This is a genomic window from Terriglobia bacterium (genome assembly GCA_032252755.1).
Classification (GTDB): Bacteria; Acidobacteriota; Terriglobia; order Terriglobales; family Acidobacteriaceae; genus JAVUPY01.
Genome location: JAVUPY010000072.1, coordinates 1 through 17,810 on the forward strand (window position 1 = coordinate 1; position 17,810 = coordinate 17,810).

At 54.4% G+C, this 17,810-nt stretch carries 20 protein-coding genes; 16 read left to right on the forward strand and 4 right to left on the reverse strand.

The genetic code is table 11. The features are described from left to right. On the reverse strand, positions 1-300 hold a 300-nt coding region (locus ROO76_18685; GenBank protein ID MDT8070198.1), incomplete at its 3' end, for a lipid-binding SYLF domain-containing protein. Between the two features lie 459 nt (positions 301-759). On the opposite strand from ROO76_18685, the gene ROO76_18690 reads away from it, so the two are divergent. The 7 genes from ROO76_18690 to ROO76_18720 all read left to right on the forward strand — a co-directional run bounded on the left by ROO76_18690 (position 760) and on the right by ROO76_18720 (position 5,158). Continuing rightward, positions 760-963, forward strand: a complete 204-nt coding sequence (locus ROO76_18690; GenBank protein ID MDT8070199.1) for a hypothetical protein — start codon at positions 760-762, stop codon at positions 961-963. Positions 964-1,742: 779 nt separating this feature from the next. Continuing rightward, positions 1,743-2,045: an RNA-binding protein gene (locus ROO76_18695; GenBank protein MDT8070200.1), complete on the forward strand. Its 303-nt coding sequence runs from the start codon at positions 1,743-1,745 to the stop codon at positions 2,043-2,045. 728 nt (positions 2,046-2,773) lie between these two features. Further along, positions 2,774-2,992 carry a DUF2934 domain-containing protein gene (locus ROO76_18700; GenBank protein ID MDT8070201.1) on the forward strand — a complete coding sequence of 73 codons (219 nt, stop codon included), beginning with the start codon at positions 2,774-2,776 and terminating at the stop codon, positions 2,990-2,992. Positions 2,993-3,117: 125 nt separating this feature from the next. After that, positions 3,118-3,309 carry a cold-shock protein gene (locus tag ROO76_18705; GenBank protein MDT8070202.1) on the forward strand — a complete coding sequence of 64 codons (192 nt, stop codon included), beginning with the start codon at positions 3,118-3,120 and terminating at the stop codon, positions 3,307-3,309. An 86-nt stretch (positions 3,310-3,395) separates the two neighbouring features. Continuing rightward, positions 3,396-3,980 carry a response regulator gene (locus ROO76_18710; GenBank protein MDT8070203.1) on the forward strand — a complete coding sequence of 195 codons (585 nt, stop codon included), beginning with the start codon at positions 3,396-3,398 and terminating at the stop codon, positions 3,978-3,980. 154 nt (positions 3,981-4,134) lie between these two features. Continuing rightward, complete coding sequence (locus ROO76_18715; protein ID MDT8070204.1) at positions 4,135-4,797, forward strand: hemolysin III family protein; 663 nt, start codon at positions 4,135-4,137, stop codon at positions 4,795-4,797. Between the two features lie 190 nt (positions 4,798-4,987). Next, on the forward strand, positions 4,988-5,158 hold the full coding sequence (locus ROO76_18720) for a hypothetical protein (protein ID MDT8070205.1): 171 nt from the start codon (positions 4,988-4,990) through the stop codon (positions 5,156-5,158). A 70-nt stretch (positions 5,159-5,228) separates the two neighbouring features. Here the strand turns inward: ROO76_18720 and ROO76_18725 are convergent, their stop codons facing one another. Both ROO76_18725 and ROO76_18730 read right to left on the reverse strand, forming a co-directional pair. Further along, positions 5,229-6,818, reverse strand: coding sequence for a radical SAM protein (locus ROO76_18725; GenBank protein MDT8070206.1), 1,590 nt, complete (start codon positions 6,816-6,818; stop codon positions 5,229-5,231). 415 nt (positions 6,819-7,233) lie between these two features. After that, positions 7,234-7,902, reverse strand: a complete 669-nt coding sequence (locus ROO76_18730; GenBank protein MDT8070207.1) for a response regulator — start codon at positions 7,900-7,902, stop codon at positions 7,234-7,236. Between the two features lie 1,317 nt (positions 7,903-9,219). Here ROO76_18730 and ROO76_18735 point away from each other — a divergent pair. The 6 genes from ROO76_18735 to ROO76_18760 all read left to right on the forward strand — a co-directional run bounded on the left by ROO76_18735 (position 9,220) and on the right by ROO76_18760 (position 12,492). Further along, positions 9,220-9,645: a response regulator gene (locus ROO76_18735; protein ID MDT8070208.1), complete on the forward strand. Its 426-nt coding sequence runs from the start codon at positions 9,220-9,222 to the stop codon at positions 9,643-9,645. 132 nt (positions 9,646-9,777) lie between these two features. After that, positions 9,778-10,134, forward strand: coding sequence for a response regulator (locus tag ROO76_18740; GenBank protein MDT8070209.1), 357 nt, complete (start codon positions 9,778-9,780; stop codon positions 10,132-10,134). 10 nt (positions 10,135-10,144) lie between these two features. Beyond that, positions 10,145-10,300 carry a DUF3309 domain-containing protein gene (locus tag ROO76_18745; protein ID MDT8070210.1) on the forward strand — a complete coding sequence of 52 codons (156 nt, stop codon included), beginning with the start codon at positions 10,145-10,147 and terminating at the stop codon, positions 10,298-10,300. 328 nt (positions 10,301-10,628) lie between these two features. Next, positions 10,629-11,309 (forward strand): Crp/Fnr family transcriptional regulator, encoded by a 681-nt coding sequence (locus ROO76_18750; GenBank protein ID MDT8070211.1) that lies wholly within the window; start codon positions 10,629-10,631, stop codon positions 11,307-11,309. A 164-nt stretch (positions 11,310-11,473) separates the two neighbouring features. Next, positions 11,474-11,944: a hypothetical protein gene (locus ROO76_18755; protein ID MDT8070212.1), complete on the forward strand. Its 471-nt coding sequence runs from the start codon at positions 11,474-11,476 to the stop codon at positions 11,942-11,944. 224 nt (positions 11,945-12,168) lie between these two features. After that, the gene (locus tag ROO76_18760) at positions 12,169-12,492 is read left to right on the forward strand and encodes a hypothetical protein (GenBank protein MDT8070213.1); all 324 of its coding nucleotides are present in this window, start codon (positions 12,169-12,171) and stop codon (positions 12,490-12,492) included. 740 nt (positions 12,493-13,232) lie between these two features. On the opposite strand, the gene ROO76_18765 is transcribed toward ROO76_18760, so the two are convergent. Continuing rightward, positions 13,233-14,105, reverse strand: a complete 873-nt coding sequence (locus ROO76_18765; GenBank protein ID MDT8070214.1) for a hypothetical protein — start codon at positions 14,103-14,105, stop codon at positions 13,233-13,235. Positions 14,106-14,664: 559 nt separating this feature from the next. Here ROO76_18765 and ROO76_18770 point away from each other — a divergent pair. The 3 genes from ROO76_18770 to ROO76_18780 all read left to right on the forward strand — a co-directional run bounded on the left by ROO76_18770 (position 14,665) and on the right by ROO76_18780 (position 17,799). Continuing rightward, positions 14,665-15,036, forward strand: coding sequence for a hypothetical protein (locus ROO76_18770; GenBank protein ID MDT8070215.1), 372 nt, complete (start codon positions 14,665-14,667; stop codon positions 15,034-15,036). A gap of 67 nt (positions 15,037-15,103) precedes the next feature. Next, the gene (locus ROO76_18775) at positions 15,104-16,630 is read left to right on the forward strand and encodes an ATPase domain-containing protein (protein ID MDT8070216.1); all 1,527 of its coding nucleotides are present in this window, start codon (positions 15,104-15,106) and stop codon (positions 16,628-16,630) included. Further along, entirely contained in the window at positions 16,627-17,799 is a 1,173-nt protein-coding gene (locus tag ROO76_18780) for an ATP-binding protein (GenBank protein MDT8070217.1), read from the forward strand. Before ROO76_18775 ends, ROO76_18780 begins: the two co-directional genes overlap by 4 nt. Positions 17,800-17,810 lie beyond the last annotated feature (11 nt).

Here is a 17,810-nt window from a genome sequence, read left to right on the forward strand (position 1 = left end):
GCCGCCCGCAACACTGAAGAACGCCGGCGCACTCCATCCGTCAGCGGTTCGGCATGTTGCCACGCCTCGTCCATGTGCCCCACCAAATATGAAGCCGCCTTTGACCATGCTTGGTACCACTGCCACGCACCTTGCATGTTCCAGGACTTCTTCCGGAATGCCACTGTCGGGCGCCGCCATGATCTCGTGCAGGACCGCGCCAGCCTTAGTCAGCCTTTCGATCGAGGATTCGCGAGCCGATTGTCCCCAGCCCAGGCTGGTCACACCGAGTAATACAACGAACAACATGAGTTTCTTCACGCTTTTCACCTTTTTTTTTCTACCCTGCACGCTACCTGCTTGTTTCAGGCACATCCACAGCGCACGAGGCATCTCTCACGGTAGCGGAGTTACGCGGAGGAATCTGAGCAAGAACGCTCACTTGAACACCCATCGTTAGCCGCAGTCGGCTCCCGTTGAGTATGTGGAATCGCTTGGTTTCGAAGTAGTGCCGTCGAAATGGGGTGAACTGATTGCCTTCTACTCCCGAGTATCCGGAGCTCGATCGCGGGTGAGGCGCTCGTGGCTCGCGCCGAAGGCATGGCTCGGTGCTTCTCTCACTGTCTCCGGGGACACAGTGGGTTGCACTGCCAGAGTCGCGAAGCTGATATAATGAAACTCGAGGTGGTTACCACCTTCTCCTCTTCCAGATTCCCTGAACTAAGTCAGCCCATCTGAAGCTTTCTCTCCTTAGGTTCTTCCAGGAAAGCCGCGTACCCCATGTATCCGAGTGAAATTCTGCTCGAAGCTGAGCAACTCCACAATGTGAGTGACCGTCTTAATTCGCTTTCAGACAAACATCCTCATATCTCAGAGGAACTCCTCAGTATCTCAGGGGGTGTTCGCAACATTGCGACGTCTTTGGAGTTGCTGGTTGTGGTGAAACCGCCGCCGGTCTCCGATCTGGACGCAGCGAACGACTGATTTGTCGCGAGAATTTAGGCGAAACCGTCACCTCATTGGGGGAGTGCGAGCAGACCTCATGTGGACTGCGCTTTGTGAGAATACTTTGATGGGAACAGAATCGGAACCTCATTCTGGTCCTGCAGTCTCCGAGTTGACAAATCATCCCACAAGGCGCACAGTCGCAGATGAGGATGTTCTTCCTCCCCCTCGTCAGATTCTCTGAGCTAAGTCACTGCATCTGAAGTCTTACCCTCCTTAGAAATGCAGTTCGGAGAATCGTCAATGCTTGCTTCAACTTCTGAAACCAGGGCTTTCTTGCCGGGAGAACGCGTTCCGCAAACCGGCATCTACGAATGCAGACATTCCGATCGGCATACCGGTTCAAAACAGTTGGTCTTTGAGAGCGGAAAAAAGTTTCCCCTCTGTAGCATTTGCTTCTGGTCGGTTCGATATCTCCTGATTGGAGACTGCGTGCCGGACGACATGGATCCCGTCAAACGTAAAAGGAACGAAGCTAACGTACGAGCGTTATCGGCTTGAAGAGCAGTATCGGAATGGAGAGAGCAAATGACCGAAGAAACTGAGATCAAAAGATCCGACCCAGCGATGACTCAACCGGAAGGCAATCCTGTTGTTAAAGCGGAGCGCTCTCGCAATGAACGTGCACGAACCGAGCGTCCAACTAACCGATGGAGTATCCGCAGAGCAGAACTCAAGCGGCAAAAACGTCGTGCACATAGGCGCAGAATCAACGCCTCCAATAGACCGGGTTAGTTTCGGTGAGTTTAGGGGAATCCATGAAAAAGATCTTTGTCGGCAATTTCGCATACAACATGACTGAAGGCGAACTCCGTTCCATGTTTGAGCCCTTCGGAGCCATTGAGAGCGTCACGCTTGCCACCGATCGCGATACGGGCCGTGTCCGCGGTTTCGGCTTCGTCGAAATGCCAAATGATGCAGAGGCAGAAAAAGCTATGGCCGCACTGAATGGAAAAGATGTTGGTGGACGGACCATCAACGTGAACGAGGCAAGGCCAAAGTCGGACCGCAGCAATCTGCGAGGTAGCGGCCGCAACCGCTTTCAGCAGCAGGAGCCATAGAGACGCGCAGGATTTCCCGAAGTGGACTGCATGTTTCGGCATGCAAACATGGGTGAAACATAAGGGAATCCAGTCAATGCTTCGTGAGCCTGACGCGATTCGACTCTACGTCTATTCCGGGTGCTTTCTATTCTGGATGACCCTCCTTGTCCTGGCGCTGTTTCTGGTTCCGTCCGGTGCTAGATAGCAGATCGTGCTGCAGCGTCCGTTTCGTGCAATGTAAGGAGCACAGTATGAGTGACTCAAGTACCTTTCAGTGCGCTGCGCCACACTGCAATCACCAATGGCACAAAATGGGAGAAGGCAAGCTTTTCCTTTTCCACCTGAGGAAGCTCACCGCGCACGGTGGAAGCGACAAGAAGGTTTGGCTTTGTAAGCAATGTTTTGAAAGCTGGGAGGTAGCAGTCGGGAAGGAGGGAGAGATCGTACTCTCTCCACTTGCTCAAATGGTGAGCTGAGCCCTGAAGCATTCAATTAAAAGATCGCCGAGATATGGCTAGTTGACCTGAGAACCGGAGACTCAAGAAATCATGCGTTTGATATTGAGCAAGAACTCGGTGCATTATGGACTCCGCTGATTCGTCGGCTCGTGTTGACGGTTCGTGAGAAGAAGCGTACCGTGCAGATAGAGCAGATTTGTCCATTCAGCTCATTCAGATCTCCTGAGCTAAGTCAGCCCTTCTGGAGTTTTCTTCCCTTAGTTTTCAAGTTAGCAATAGAGGTGAAACGTGTCGAATTCTCACCCCAAGGCATCGGGGAAACACAGCGCTGATGGTAAGAAGTACGTCAAGATGAGTTCTGCTCTGAGACGTCCGACTGAAGACGATGTCCGTACGCTCGCTTATCAAATCTTCGAGGTAAACGGGCGACAGGAGGATCATGCCGACCAGGACTGGTTCCAGGCCGAGCAAGAACTGCTCGGACGGAGCAGATCGGGTGAGTTGTAGTCGAGTCGGAGCAACTCCTCTTCGTTCGTAACTGATCGAAGTCGCAAAAATGAATAGGACCCGGAATATCGGTCCAGCCCCGTCTTCGAGGTGCGAAACAAATTGATGGACCGAAGGAGAAACACATGCAAGGAACAGTAAAGTGGTTCAACTCCACAAAAGGATTTGGATTCATCACTCCAGTTGACGGCGGCAAAGACGTGTTCGTTCATCAGAGCGCGGTCCTTAGCGGTGCATTGACGGACGGGGACAGGGTCGAATTCACGACCGAACAGGGGCCTAAAGGTCCGCAAGCTAAAGAGGTTAAGAAGACATAGTTGAGCGGTCTCAGATGAGGGCGGACGCCCAGAACTTCCCCTCGGACTGACCCTATCAGCCGCAGTGGGCGAAGGATTACAAATCAATGAATATCAATTTGCAAACAACTAACCCGGAGAAATCCGATTCAACAAAGCAGACTGGGACCCATGCAATCTCCGGTTCGCCGAAACGTGTACTGCTCGTCGATGCCGATGAGACTAGCCAGGAGCGCCGTGCAGCGATACTCCGCAAGTGTGGTGTCGAAGTGACTTGTGCCGATGACATTGAGCATGCGCGGTTACTTTGGCAGGCTGACTCGTTCCATCTTGTGATGATTGATACAACGAATGCCACGGACAGCGCAGTTGCCTTCCAAAAATCGATCAAGGAGGAAAGCCCGAAACAACTAGTGAAATTCTTCGTCGGCAGACCCGGGCTCCTCTCAGATTCCCCGTTGCGGGAATCGCCGATGGAGACAGGACGAAAGATTGCTGCGATGAAGAGAGCCCGTACGTCTGTAGCAAACGCTTCAAAAGGGAACTCTCACAGACCTGGCATCATGAATGCTGCGTCGGAGATGTCGACCCGTCGTTCACTTAATAGGCTCCCGCACGCTGACCAGGCGAGTACAAAGCCGGAGCGCGAGATCTCTTTTGGCGAAGCAGTCCGTCGCGCCGGCGGCGAATGATCACCTCAGCGAATCAGGCACCGGAATCTGCGTCATTGGCTGTCAAACTCGGCGGCTCTTTCCCTAATCGGCGGGTCCCAACCCATCTCGACATGACGTTAGCTGATACCAAGGACGCGGATAACAATTAAAAAATCGCGCGGACACTCTGGGCGTGCGTGCTTATCATGTTCCCATGCTCGACGAACAGAGGCTGGGCGACATCGTTGCGAACTCCGTCACACATGGCGTCGGGGCGGCGCTCGCTCTCGCAGGAGCGGTTGTGCTGACGGTCACTGTGGCGGGCGGGACCGCTCGCCAGGTTGCCAGTTGCGCTGTCTTTGGCTGCACACTGGTATTGGTTTATCTCAGTTCTACGCTATATCATTCACTGGTTCGCACCCGTGCACGGCATGTTCTGCGAATCATTGATCATTCGGCAATCTATCTTCTAATCGCAGGAACCTATACTCCTTTCGCCCTAGTGTCGCTGCGCGGCCGCTTGGGATGGCTTCTATTCGGCACTGTATGGGGTCTTGCCGTCCTGGGAATCGTATTCAAGAGTTTTGCAATAGAACGTTTCGCTATCGCATCGGTCGTTGTGTATGTGGGGATGGGTTGGCTCGGCGTGTTCGTGATGCACCCTTTGGTGCACGCTCTCACGTGGCACGGCATATCGTGGATTTTACTGGGTGGCCTGCTTTACACCGCTGGCATTGTCTTCTTCGCATTCGACCGCCTGTCTTACTTCCATGCGTTATGGCATCTTTTTGTGCTGGCCGGCAGCACCTGTCACTACTTCGCCGTCCTGTTCTACGTTGCCCAGCCGCGTACCTGAACCGGTGCGACACTTCGAGCGTAGCGCGGGGGGCGGCTGAGTTCTATTGCTCAGACGCAGGTGCCCAAAGCATGCTAGCTTGTCTGGGTGGCCCGAGTGTCACGAAGGAAAGGACAGTACGTGCGTAGTTTGTCGTGGCACCTGCAGAGTTGCGAAATGAACTCGGGTCATAGTAATTGATCAAACTTCCATGGAACATCCAGTAAGGACTTTGTTATACGACTTGTTTGTCGCACCCCTGGTGCGCATCGTGCCAAGGTGGGAAAACAACAAGCCGCAGTCGTTTCCTATTGCGCCCGGTATCTCGCCCGATGGGAAGAAGGCGACCATGGGGAAAAAGGGTGAAGAAGACGAAGGTTAGTTATTTGGGAAGAGAACGACTGGGCGATCAAGAGCTTCACAAAAGCAGGCTCTTCATGAATGAAATGGCTCTAGCGAAGGACTCTTAGAGGCACGTCCCCAGCCTGTTTTCCGGGTAGCTCGTGCCGACGGCGAGATGCGTGATCGTATCGAGCTTCGCTCTGTGGTACTGCCAGGTCGGGGATCGGCCGACCTGAAAAAAGGCGTTGGCAGGGCTTGGCGAGCCAACGGGCCCAGCGAGCAGACCAGTTCACGCGGGCGCTATCACTCGCGATGCCAGTGTCGGCATACATCTGGCGATAGATCTTGGAGATTAACAGGAAGGCAAGACGTCCTTTTACCGATTTCAGAAACCGGGAACGCTTCCAGATGAATCGCAAGCTGTAGTACTGGTTCCAGACATTCTGCGTACGGGCCCGAATTTCCTCGGTTGACATTACAGGATGTCGGCAGAAGAGTTTAGGCCGAACTGAATGTGGAATGAGCCAATGTCTCGTGATCGGAATCCCTGCTATCTTCGCTGCCGTTGGGCCGATGGAAGTCTCCCATTTATTGAAATCCACCGTGCCGGGAAACGGTGTCAACATAACAAACTGTGCAAAGGTAAGATCAGCCCGCTGGGCAACAGCTACGGTAGCGTCGAACGTCTCTGGGCGGTCACTCGGTAACCCAAATATGAACGATCCCAGTACGTGTACCCCATGACTGCGGAACCTTCGCAGTCGCTCAACCAGGGATTCTCCTGCTGAATTGAAGTCTTTATATATGTCCTTCAACCCTTCGGGAGTAACAGACTCGACGCCGACAAGCGCACCCTTGATGTGAGCCGCGTTCATTGCGTCCAGGAACTCCGGGTCCTCCGCCGCCTCCATGGTGATCTGCGTGTAGAACACCGTGTCCGACGGCAGCCTGGCCAGTCGCGACATGAGTTCAAAGCGCTCTTCGCGAATCCGGGTGAGTTCCAGTAGCCGTTCTGACCCTTGGCGTGCCGCCAGTTTCAAGTCGGTGAGGGTTACAGGATAGAAGTTATCGTCGGCCAGTGCGATAAATCGAAAACCAAGACGCCGTAACTGGACAATTTCCTCCACAACCGCATCCGACGAACGCTGCCTGGGACGCTGGCCATCGGTTCTCCATACCGAACAAAAGGAGCAATGCTTGGGGCACCCGCGAATTGTCTGGACTGATGCCCACATGTACGATTTGCGCGAGATCAAATCCCATCGGGCCGGCACAAACTCAGAGGCGTCGACCCGGCCACCTTCATAGATGGTCTTCAGTGCACCGCGCGTGCAATCGTCCAGCACCTTCGCCCAAATCACGTCCCCATCACCTTTTACTACCGCGTGTGCGCCGCCGAGTTCGAGTGCTTCCTCGGGATAGAGGGTCGCGTGAATTCCGCCAAATACGACATAAGCGCCCCGACCGCGTGCAAGCTTCCCAATTTCATAACCGCGAAGCGCGTTGCCCGTGTGGATGCTGATGCCAACCGAGTCCCCTGCATTGATTCGCGCCGGGTCGATTTGCTCAAGGGTCTCATCAACGAGAATCGGATCGCCGAAGGACTTGGGCGTAGCCGCAGCAAGGACGTAAAGCCATCTGGGTGTAATAACAGCAGTTCCAACGGAGAGATTGCTCGGATTAATTAGGAAAACATTCATGGTCAGTGCCCCACAATCGCATCGCGAGCTCGCCTGAGTATCGAGCGGATCAAAACGGCTGTGAGCAAGGCCTATGCCTTGTCGCGCCAGGTCGCTTCATGTATTGCCTGTAAGTTTTCCCGCACGACGCTCAGGAGAAAAGAATCGAGGACTCGGTGCTTGGACGTGTCACCCCGTATTGGTATCTCCCGTAGTCGCCGAGAAATGGAACTCCGCACCCGATGATGCCCCTGTCGGATTAGTCGTGACTGGTCAATATTGCTCATATTCCCTGGTTTTAGGTGGGGCGCGGTTCAGGAGACAACAGAGCCTGTTAGGGTCTGAATGGTGCGAACGCCTCCTGAGATACTGAGCAGTTCAAAAGGAACGGCGCTGGTGGTGAAACCGATCTGGACGCAGCGAACGACTGATTTGTTCACGAACTGATCGCTCGGGGAATGTTCTTCGCAACCGGTCGATCGTCCGCACCGGCGCTTTTAGGTGCCTTGGGCGAAGTGACGTCTCGCGAGAAATCAACAACATACCTCACGATTTCGGGGCAGAACAAACACGCTGCTTCTTGTACTTCCTGCAAGTTTTCGTGCAGCACGCTGAGTGGGAACGAGCGCAGACAATTCGTACACGTGATGACGATGAAGGGAACTCCGTTGGAGTCTTTCCCGTTTCGTGGAATCCAGACAGGCGCGGACTGGCTCTGGTGCTCCGTACTGCGCTGGGCCGAAGTGTCAAGTAGCCGTGCGACCGTCTTGAGCAATGCAGCGGGTCCAGAACCGTTCTTGGAATGGAAAGCATCGGCAATCACGCCGCCAGGCACGGAATCGCCGGACAAGTATGCACCACTGCTGGCGATGACTGAGATCTGGGGAAACCTTCGCCGCAAAACGGACAACAGTTCAAAACCAGACATATGTGGCATGTTCAGGTCAGAAATAATGAGGTCCGGCAAGTTGGGAGCCTTCAGTTGCAACAGAGCATCCAGGCCATTCTCTGCCGTGCTTACGACGTATCCGCTAGCTCGTAATAAGAGAGCCTGGGTATCTCGAACTGACTTTTCATCGTCCACAACCAGAATGTGAAACTTCATTGGTGCAACCTCATAGAACTTTTGGCGATCGGCGAACAGTGATGATGAAAGCGGGGAGCATCTGCATTTCCCCTGATAAAACGCGCTGCTCCCCCCATGGCCCTGGGCCCACTGACAAGAGTTACTCTGCCCTATGTGAGCGCCTTGCGCTGTTCAATAGTGATCACGCTGTTAAGTTAGGCCCGGCTAGTAGAAGCATTTAGGACCAAAGTGCAATTCTGGTGTGCCTTTGCTCACCGCGGCTGCTTGGCATTATTTTTGAGCGATGTGGTCAATATTGAACAGTCGGGGTGTTTGCATTGGAGGATATTTGTTTGTCCAAAGCTGAACTCCTCGATTCGAGGAGCAGTCCAGCGGCGCTTTCTTGAGGGGGAGAGTGCCTCTGCCGCTGGGCTTCGAATTGATCTCAGAAAGGGTGCCGATATGCAGGAACAACCCAGTCGAATGCACTGCACACCCGCGTGACATACCAGGGAATCATCTACACCATATGGAGAAGGTGCAGTGAAGCGATCGGAAGTGGAAAGAATGAAGCGACTCTGCTCCAAGCTAAGAAGTCGCATTTCTGCTTAGCAGTTACTGGGGAGTCGGATTATGACGGTCGAATTCTTGAGGAAAGATCCAGAAGATCACAGCGCGAAGTTGGAGAGTATCTGTCCGAACTGTTCCCAGAAAATTTCGGCTTATACGGCAGAGACGCTAAGCAATAAAGAATTAAACCACAAATGTCGGGAGAAGCGGCTCGCGTCTCATCCACGCCCTCCACTCAACTCGCCTAAGAAGAAGCTGTATTGAGCCCGTCCGACTAGAAGCCTCTAATCGTTAAGACCCGTCATATTGTATTTACTTTTAGCAATGATTCGGAATCCTGAGCGCCAGAAATGCCGAACATGGGAGCCGTTCCCTCAGAGGTAGTTGCTCCTGGGTTCGCATGTGTGGCTGAGGTACTCCTTAGCATCAACGCAATTCATCTGGCACTTGTGGCAGCGGATCGGCCCCTTTACGACGGGCGCTATTTTCTTCGGGAGAGGTTCCTGAGTCTTTGGGCATCGGGACTTCATACGCAGATGATACGCCACCGTGGACATACGCGTGCATAGCACGGATACCTGACCGGCTCCGCAGACTTGATCGCCCTCGTGCAAAGGGCGAATGGTGTGCCGATTCCGTGAATTGTGCCAGCCGGAAACGCAACAGAATACAACCGAGACAAAAATCCTTAGGTGTGCTGTTTTGCACAGTCCCGGTTCGCAAGTTGGCGCACATTAGTGGTGTGTCGTGCTCCGCATATTTTCAGCGGAAAAGGAACTCATGCCTATGATGTCCACTAGCTTTGAGCTGGAGCGAGATCAACGTACAGTCCTGTGCATTGACGAGGAACAGCCGGCACTCACGGATCGAACCGCATTGCTCGAGTCAGCAGGGTATCGCGTCTTTGCGGCAATGAACGCGAATGCAGCTATGCAGTTGTTTGTGAATCACGAAATCGATCTGGTTCTTTCCAATAATCATCTCCGCGGAGTTTCCGGTGCGGAACTCTCGATATTCATGAAGCAGGTCAAGCCCGTATCTGTGGTCCTGCTTTCCAATAGTGCACAGATCCCGGCAAACCTCCTGAGTCTGGTGGATGCCTGCATAGAACAGGACGGCTCCCCCAAGGATTTGCTCCGATGTTTGCGACGGGTACTGCCCACAAAATCGGCAGTGCAAACAGATAGAGCCTTATTGTTGAAAGAGGCGTGACATAGCTTGATGGCAAGTTCAACTCAATCCGTCAGGGCGATTGGCGCAATTCCTCAGCAGGCCGATCGGGGCCCTGAGGGCTCGCGGCAGGTGGGAAGGGCGAGCCCGGAGGGACGATTTCGGTTGCTGGTCGTGGACGACGACGAAGCGATTCGGGAAATCATGTCCGCCATGTTGACCGAGCAAGGCTATGAGATAGTGACCGCGGAAGATGGCCGGCAGGCGCTCGAACTCTTGCCTCAATTCCGCCCGCATCTTTTAGTAACTGACCTGAGAATGCCGCGCATGGCCGGCGATGAGCTGGTCAGGATCGTGCGAGAAAGTTTTCCCCAGCTCCCGGTCATCGTAGTCAGTGGAGAATTCCTCCCCGATGAATTTCCCACCAGCTTCCAGGCCGATGCCTTTCTTTCCAAGGGCGATTGTTTCATCACGGCGCTTGAAGTCAAGATCACGCAGCTGCTCTCGCGCCCCGAACTAAGCGCACGATAGGAGAATTGAAATGCTCGGCACCATTCTGATTATTGTCGTAATTCTGATGTTACTTGGGGCCCTTCCGCGCTGGCCGCACAGCCGGCAGTGGGGTTATTTCCCCAGCGGCGGTTTAGGTCTGATTCTGGTCATCTTGATCATTCTGGTGCTGTTGGGCCGCATCTAGTTTCCAAAGCCATCCGAAGCTGCGAGTGTGCCTGCCCAGAAATCTAGAGTAGGCAGACACGATTACCTTCTCGTGAGTTGGATGGGCTCGCTTGTCTGCTCTCGCGATGCCACGCGATCTTGTGCTGGACATACGAAAAGAAGAGTAAAATGACATTAATCAGTTTGCGGTTACTCGGCTTCAGCCACAGGTAGCCCCCTCTAAGCGAGAGATTCTTATGCCCGTACAACGCCGCATCCCAGAGAAGAAGACAAGACAGAAGGTCGCCAAGCGAAGTGTGAACGCGCGCCGATCACCCCCTCGTCGAGCATCGTCCCCTAATGAGGTAATGCTCGATTCCGCAAACGTGAGCTCAGCACCTGAGCCGACCGCCGCATTCGATCCCAGCCTCCTTTTGACAAAGCTTGCAGCCGGGAAAACCAGCCAGGAATATCAAAGTAACGAAAACGTCTTCTCACAAGGGGACACCGCGGATGCGGTGTTCTATATCCAAAGCGGCAAAGTGAAGCTCACGGTTGTATCCAAACGCGGCAAAGAGGCCGTGATTGCCATCCTCACGGAAGGTAGCTTTTTTGGTGAGAGTTGCCTGGCGGGCCCGCCCCTTCGAATGTCCACTGTGAGTGCAGTCCAGCGGAGCACCATCATCCGGGTGGAAAAGGCTGAAATGGTACAACTGCTCCATCGGGATCCGAGATTTGCCGAGCGTTTTCTTGCCTACCTGCTTTCCCGAAACATCCGCATGGAAGCGGACCTGGTAGATCACCTGTTCAATTCCAGTGAAAAGAGACTGGCTAGACTTCTTCTGCTCTTGGCGAATTTTGGCCAAGAGTCCCAGCCGATCCCTGTGGTTGCGAAGGTTAGCCAGGAGACGCTTGCCGAAATGATCGGCACGACGCGCTCGCGCGTCAGCTTCTTCATGAATCGGTTTCGGCGGTTGGGCTTCCTGGACTATAACGGCGGAGGCATGCGCGTTCACAGTTCATTGGTGAGCGTTGTGCTTCACGACTGACAGCCCCGCTATCCGCTGCAATTCGTGAATACTTCGAACAAGGCACCCCAATCGCTTTGCTGTACGCCAATCGCAATCGAGCGGAAATAGATGAGCAATTTTGAACAGACACAAAACCGCGGCGCGACTATGTTTTGTCATGGTGCGCCCGAATGACTTGCTTAATGGCAATAAGCGATGAGATGCAGTGCGATCCGTTATCCAGCCGTGACAAGCCATTGGTGGAGACAGAGAAACCGGAAATGCTTGTCTGGTTCCTGAATCCTCCGGGCCTGCCTCTATCCGTTGTGGCCGCCGCAATGAAGCAAGTACGACGAAGGCTACCAATTGTGATCTTGTCGGATCGGCCGCAGGTGTCCGATGAGGAGTTCCAGAGAGTAGATGCGATTGCCATTTTGTCCAGCGAAGCGCCGTCCTTTCTGCCAATGCTCCAGCCGTTCTTAAGTCCGGAACCGGGTCCTGTCCCATTCCTGCGGAATAAGGGCGCGATGAAGTTTCGAAACGAATTCGGCCGCCATCAGCCGCGCGTCCTCGATGACCTGAAGACCACTGTCGACTCTCTTTCTCCCACGGTGCGACGACAAGTAATTGCAGAGCTCCGTACTGTCTTAGCGGACTTGACGGATGCAGCCTGATGAATGGGGGCAGCTGAACAATGGCCATAATTGCGAATGCTCGCAACAAGAATGAAAAGAGTGACAGCTTAAACAGATTGCCATGGTTGGCGAATCCTCTGTTGAGGTTCGATCTGTCACGGGAACTCCAGGAGCTGAGGAGCAAAGACTCCTGGGATCGAGAAACAGGGCGGAGCTCCAAGACTCTTGCGAAGTATCAGGATTTCCGGATCGTCCTGGTGCTCATGAAGGCCAACACTCAGATGAACCAGCATCGAGCTGAGGGAAGAGTGTCCATCCACCAGCTACTCGGCAAGATGTGCGTACGTGTTCCGGAACAAGAGGTCAGGCTTTCTGCGGGAGAATTATTAGTGTTGGATGGTGGCGTTCTTCATGATCTTGAAGCTCTTGAAGAAAGTTGCTTCCTGCTGACAATCTCCTGGCGTGCCGACAGACTGAATGCGAGCGAATTCGCGGAGGCCTCCGCAGAGCGCAAGGTGGATGAGGACGCTGAGTTGCGATTCGAAGATGAAGGCGCTCCCACGGCGCAAGGAAAGCGACAGGGATAGATGGTCTCCGGCGTTCTAGCCGGTGGTCGTGCCTCCTGAGGCATCTGGAAGGGCAGGGAATAGACTCGCGAGCACATTGTCATACTACGTACAGCTAGCGTGCTGGATCCGCTTCGGATGACGAGCAGGATCAAGCACTCATTACGCTGAGTTCAGCATTTTATTGCACTCCAGACACCTCGACTCGTAACGCGACGTGATGAGCCCACAAGAAGGACACATCCTCTGAGAGGTAAAGTCGCGGTCGTGCGGGTTCATCCTGAGCAGCTTCCTCAGCGACGCCGACAAGTAGGCACGTAGAATACGAAAACGTACAACAAACGGATGCAAGATATTAGCCATAACCTGGTTTCGCGTTTCTGACGCTCAGCCACGATCGCGACTGGCAGCAGGCTGAGCGAGAGGTGCTTGCCAGAAGTGCGCGAGAGTTCGAACGGTTCCAGGTAGTCGACTCGGTGCGGAAGCCATCCCGACGTACTTCTTCCTGGCGGTGAGTTCTTGCGATTCCTTGTACTTGGAACTCAACACGTTTTGCCTCTGCGTAATTCTTGAAAAACTAAGAAAGGAGAACTTCAGAGGGACTGACTTAGTTCAGGGGATCTGAATGAGCTGAAGGCAAATCTTGCTCTAGCTCGACGCTACACCTCTTGCACCGATCAGTCAACGAAGCAGGCATCGCGGTCACAGCCAGGCGCCGGGCTCCTTCTTATGCACAACAGGTTCGTGAACTGGACCCAACGCTACTTGCGATTCGGAATCGACCTCACGGTGATGGTGCTCACATCTGCGGTCGTCAGTCGAGATGGATCGCAGTAGCCGAAACCGGTTTTGCAGGCATTGAAGTTGCGCCGCTGTTCTGCAAGTTCGAGGCCGCCCGCCTCCGAAGCGGTCAATTTGGAGTAATCGCAGGAGTCGGCACCAGCCTGACAGGCCTCATGATTGCGCTGAAAGTCAGCAACGCTTATGGCGTGTGCTTTCGCTGGACTAAGTTTGGTGCGGTCGCAGGGGTCCCACCCTTCCTCGCAACGTGAAAGATTGCGTTCGTCGTCGGCAGCGGCTACTGTCTTCACTTCGACCTGTGTAAGCGCGGCGTGATCGCAAGTTGAGATTCCAGCTTCGCAATCAGACACATTACGCTGGCGGTCGGCAGTGACTACCGCGCCTAATTCCTCCGCACTGAGTTTGGAACGGTCGCAGGCTTGCCAACCCTCCTTGCACCGTAAGCTGTTCCGTTGTTGCTCCGCAGCTGCAACCGCGAGGGTTTCTCCGGGCGTCAGCATCGAATGTTCGCACACCCCAATTCCGTCCATGCAGGCAGAGGCGTTGCGCTGGTGTTCAGCAACGGCCAAGGCGATGGCTTCGACGGCCGTGAGCTGAGAGATATCGCACGATGACATTCCCATTCTGCAATCATTGACATTTCGCTGATGCATACGGCCAGCCACATCGCGGGACTCTGCCTCGGTAAGAGTGGCAGGATTGCAGGATCCCCATCCATTTCGACATGCCAACAGATTGTTGTCGTGATCCGACGACTGCGCAAACAGCGGAGCATGCCAGAAACTGAGGCACGCAACCAAGAAATAGAGAATCATTCGTGTGCTGATTATCATTTGCTCTTTCTCCCTGGGCCCGGCCAATTGAATTCGCCGCACTATTAAAGGTCGCCTCAACTACTATCTGCTTCGCTGCGGACCCAGGCTGCTCAACATTGAACATTGCCAATTATTCAGGCGCTGACCTCTGGTGAGCGGTATTGCTCAGACTTGGCGCCCGAAGGTCACTATGGTATTAGGCAGGCTGGATGCCACGACCGGCGATCGACACGAAGAAAGGCTGGATTCAATGGTTAACTATTGGGAACGCGTGGGCCTTCTGGGACCTATTTATCGATTGATCGGGCGCGGCCTGAATGACCACGAGATCGCTACCCGGTTGAATGTCAGCGAGGTGAACGTCCGCGGATGCATAGCCTGGCTGACGCACTTCTTAAACTGCAGCGATCGTACAAAATTGACTGACTACGCTTCCGCTTCGTTGCCAACTCAGCGGAACCGAAGAGCGGCATGAAATAAGGTAGATATGGATGCGATCTTATCTCCAACAACCATTACAAGGCCCTCGCTCGATAGTGTCATAGAGAACGCGGTGGTTCTCAGCTGGAATGAACTGATGCCAAAAGGCACCTCTGGAATAATCCACGTCGAATACCACACCGCGCCCGAAGGCCTGCTGGAGTATCTGAAGGTCTGGGCATCAACCGAGAGGGGATACTGGAACCTGGTTTGTGAGTATTGGAAGTTTTCGCTCTGGTCCCATGTGCCCGGATTGATCTTCGGGAAGAGCCATCATCCTGGAGAATTCTCTCGCAGGCTGGAAAGCGTGATGCATCATGAGGGCGACTTTGCGAAACTTCCGCGGCAGGATGGCTTAATCCAGATCTATCCGCCCACGGAGCGCGAACGACTGGACGTCGGAGATTCGAAGGTCGGAGCATTGGGGAGCCTCGACCGCAATCCGGTCATTCCCGCGGCCGCAGCATGAACCGAAATAGTGTTCATTCATAACAGGGGCCAATCGTTGAACCCTGCAAGTATTGCAAGGAGACGTTGTGACAATAGGAACTCTTTCCAGCAAGGTCCGAAGCAAAGAAGTGCGCCTAAAGAGTGGGAGTGAAGGGCTAGACGACATCCTCGGCGGCGGCTTTCCCTCCAACCATCTATATCTCCTCGAAGGTGATCCTGGCACCGGCAAAACGACGCTTGCGCTCCAATTTCTATTGGAAGGTACGCGTGCCGGGGAGCGCTGCCTCTATGTCACTCTTTCGGAATCGGAACTGGAACTGCAGGGTGTTGCTGAGTCGCACGGTTGGTCGCTCGATGCTATTCCGATCTTCGAGATGACACCCCAGGACGAGTCGATTGATCCGGAGGCGCAATACACTGTCTTCCACCCTTCCGACGTGGAACTCGCCGATACCATTGCCGCAGTACTGAAGCAGGTTGACGAACTTCAGCCCACTCGAGTTGTGTTCGACTCATTGTCGGAACTGCGCATGCTTGCGGGCAATCCTCTGCGATATCGCCGCCAGATCCTCGGCCTGAAGCGATATTTCTCCGGCCGCAATTGCACGGTGCTGCTACTAGACGACCGCACGGCGGAGGGCCACGACCTTCAACTCCAGAGCATCGCCCACGGTGTGATCATCATGGAAAGCGCAGACCGCGAATTCGGTGTCAAGCGACGCCGACTGGAGGTACGGAAACTCCGTGCCTCACGCTATCGCGAGGGATTCCATGACTACGCCATCGAGACAGGTGGCGTGTTGGTTTTTCCGCGGCTGATTGCTTCCGAGCATTTGCCCGGCCACGAGATCAAGGCACTCTCCAGCGGCACGTTGGAACTGGACAAACTCCTCGGCGGAGGACTAGACAGCGGCACCAGTACTCTCTTCATGGGTCCCGCAGGTTGCGGCAAGTCGACCATTGCGACGCGTTACGCTGTCGCCGCGGCAGAACGCGGCGAGAATACTGCAATCTTCACTTTCGATGAAACGCTTACCACTTTCTGTCACCGATGCACCGGCTTGGGTATGGATCTGGGAAGCCACATCCGCTCTGGTCGGATCCGCATTTCGCAACTCGATCCCGCGGAGATCGCTCCGGGTCAATTCGTACATCAAATCCGGAAACTCGTCGAAGAAACGCATACGACCGTCCTTGTCATTGACAGCCTAAACGGATTTCTCAATGCGATGCCGGGGGAACAATTTCTGATCTTGCAGCTTCATGAACTGATAACTTACCTGAACCAGCAAGGGGTCACGACCATCTTTACCCTCGCGCAACACGGTTTCGTCGGCAACGACATGGACACGCCCGTCGACGTCAGCTATCTTGCCGACACGGTTCTCTTGTTCCGTTATTTCGAAGCAGAGGGAGAACTCAGGCAAGCCATCTCTGTTCTTAAGAAGAGAAGCGGAGCCCACGAGCGAACGATTCATTCCTTGTCCTTCAATGGCAGCGCCGTGAAGGTCGGGCCTGCGCTCAGCAACTTCCGAGGAATCATAACTGGACTGCCACTCTCCTACAGGGAACCTCCTGCCGACTGGAAGGGCCCAACTGAGATCGGGGCATGAAAGACTTACAGATCATCGTCGTTGCACCCACCGGTCGAGATGGACAGCTGATCTGTAATCTGCTCCAGCGAGTTGGTCTTGCGGCATCAGAATTCACCGACTGCGCTACAGCCTGCCGCGAAGCGGAAGATGGTGTAGGTGCATTCGTCATCGCTGACGAAGTTCTTCAAACCACCAGCATCGCCACGCTGGTGAAGTTTGTGTCCAGACAGCCGTCATGGTCGGACCTGCCTTTGGTCCTTCTTACCAGAAGTGGAGAGGTAACGATCCACAGTGAAACTCGCCGCAAGCTTCGCGAACCGCTCGGAAATGTGAACCTGATCGAAAGGCCCGTACGACCGGAGACCCTGGTCAGCACGGTGCAGAGTGCCATCCGCGCACGGAGCCGCCAATACGAGGTACGAGACCACCTGCGACTTGAGCGGCTGGCGGCCGATGCGTTACGCAAGTCAGAGAAACTTGCAATTGTCGGTCGCCTTTCTGCCACAATCGCTCACGAAATCAATAACCCGCTGCAATCTGTCACTAACCTGCATTTCTTGATGGCCTCGGCTCCGTCGCTTGCTGAAGTGAAACACCACCTGGCCATCGCTGACCAGGAATTGGCCCGAGTCGTAGAAATCACGACCCAGACACTTCGGTTCCACCGCGAAAGTACGACCCCGGCTGATGTAAAAGTTGCCGACCTTCTCGATTCCGTCTTGAATCTCTACGAGCGCAGGCTTGCCAGCAGCAATATCGTCGTCGATCGACGTATTGATCGCACGGTCTTCGTTAGCGGCTTCGGCGGCGAACTGCGTCAACTCATTGCCAATCTCATCAGCAACGCAGCGGATTCCATGCATGACGGCGGCAAGCTCCGAGTTCGGGTTACGCAAGCTTCGGAGCGCCACAACGGGCTCCGGCGTGGTATTCGCGTCGTCGTGGCCGACACCGGGGTCGGGATTCCTCTCGGCATCCGCGACAGGATTCTCGAGCCTTTCGTTACCTCAAAAGACGGCACCGGGACAGGCCTTGGATTATGGGTGAGCTCCGAGATTGTCCGAAAGCACAGCGGTGATCTGCGCTTCAAGTCGCGCATAGGTAGCGGCACCGTCTTCTCCGTTTTCTTACCGTTTAAGCCGTCATCAACCCTGACAGCAGAGAAGTCCATGCTGTCGGCCGCCTGACGGGCTGTGGG

Coding starts and splice junctions, on each gene's coding strand:
- ROO76_18690 (MDT8070199.1), top strand. CDS start 760: ATGTATCCGAGTGAAATTCTGCTCGAAGCTGAGCAACTCCACAATGTG.
- ROO76_18695 (MDT8070200.1), top strand. CDS start 1,743: ATGAAAAAGATCTTTGTCGGCAATTTCGCATACAACATGACTGAAGGC.
- ROO76_18705 (MDT8070202.1), top strand. CDS start 3,118: ATGCAAGGAACAGTAAAGTGGTTCAACTCCACAAAAGGATTTGGATTC.
- ROO76_18710 (MDT8070203.1), top strand. CDS start 3,396: ATGAATATCAATTTGCAAACAACTAACCCGGAGAAATCCGATTCAACA.
- ROO76_18720 (MDT8070205.1), top strand. CDS start 4,988: ATGGAACATCCAGTAAGGACTTTGTTATACGACTTGTTTGTCGCACCC.
- ROO76_18725 (MDT8070206.1), bottom strand. CDS start 6,818: ATGAATGTTTTCCTAATTAATCCGAGCAATCTCTCCGTTGGAACTGCT.
- ROO76_18730 (MDT8070207.1), bottom strand. CDS start 7,902: ATGAAGTTTCACATTCTGGTTGTGGACGATGAAAAGTCAGTTCGAGAT.
- ROO76_18735 (MDT8070208.1), top strand. CDS start 9,220: ATGATGTCCACTAGCTTTGAGCTGGAGCGAGATCAACGTACAGTCCTG.
- ROO76_18745 (MDT8070210.1), top strand. CDS start 10,145: ATGCTCGGCACCATTCTGATTATTGTCGTAATTCTGATGTTACTTGGG.
- ROO76_18750 (MDT8070211.1), top strand. CDS start 10,629: ATGCTCGATTCCGCAAACGTGAGCTCAGCACCTGAGCCGACCGCCGCA.
- ROO76_18755 (MDT8070212.1), top strand. CDS start 11,474: ATGGCAATAAGCGATGAGATGCAGTGCGATCCGTTATCCAGCCGTGAC.
- ROO76_18760 (MDT8070213.1), top strand. CDS start 12,169: ATGAAGGCCAACACTCAGATGAACCAGCATCGAGCTGAGGGAAGAGTG.
- ROO76_18765 (MDT8070214.1), bottom strand. CDS start 14,105: ATGATAATCAGCACACGAATGATTCTCTATTTCTTGGTTGCGTGCCTC.
- ROO76_18770 (MDT8070215.1), top strand. CDS start 14,665: ATGCCAAAAGGCACCTCTGGAATAATCCACGTCGAATACCACACCGCG.
- ROO76_18780 (MDT8070217.1), top strand. CDS start 16,627: ATGAAAGACTTACAGATCATCGTCGTTGCACCCACCGGTCGAGATGGA.